Source organism: Mycobacterium sp. E3298 (assembly GCF_001666895.1).
Taxonomy (GTDB): Bacteria; Actinomycetota; Actinomycetes; order Mycobacteriales; family Mycobacteriaceae; genus Mycobacterium.
On sequence record NZ_LZJB01000595.1, the window covers coordinates 1 to 751 of the forward strand.

Below are 751 nucleotides of genomic sequence, written 5' to 3' on the forward strand. Positions count from 1 at the left end.
ACAGCCTGCTCGAACGGATGCTGTCGGTGTGGTCGGGCCCCGATGCCGACGCGGGAATCTGCACCGGCACCTGGACCCGACCGCATCCACCGCTGTATGTCGGTGGCGGCGCGCGCGCCACGGCGCGACGGGCGGCCCGCTTCCGGCTGCCGCTCAGCCTGGCGGATCACCTGCCCGACATCGCCGCCTACTACCGTGAGCTGTGTGCCGAGGCCGGCATGACGCCGCTCATCCTCATGCCGGGCCCGGTGAACCGCGGGATGATCTTCCTGCACGAGGACCCCGACCGCGCGTGGGCGGAGCTCGGTGACCACATCCTTTGGGAGGCAGTCACTTACGGCGGTTGGTCGACCGATCAGCGGTCGCTCATGCATTTGCCCGGGGTGCAGACGCTGGACGAGGTCAGGGCGTCGGGACGGTACCGCTTCCTTACCCCCGACGAGTTGATCGCGGAGGTGCGTGACGCCGACGATTACGGCCCGCTCGTGCTGCACCCCCTGGTTGGTGGCATGCCGGTGGACGAGGCCTGGAAGTCGGTCCAGTTGCTCACCGAGAAGGTGCTGCCCGCCCTCAGCTAACTCGCCGAACCCCTGATTGCCCATAGGAATAAGGGGTATGCGACCGGGCATGACAAAAGCTCGAAAAGCACTGGCGCTCATCGGGGGCGCCGCGACACTTGGATTGGTGCTCACCTTCGGTGGCGGCGCGGGCGCGTCCGCCTTGGCAAGCAATGCTCCCGCGGCGCCGCCGG

Annotated in this window: 1 pseudogene; it reads left to right on the top strand. The window is 68.3% G+C overall.

From position 1 onward, the window contains the following. Positions 1–578: pseudogene (locus A9X05_RS27240) on the top strand (LLM class flavin-dependent oxidoreductase); the annotation flags it as partial. Positions 579–751: the final 173 nt, after the last annotated feature.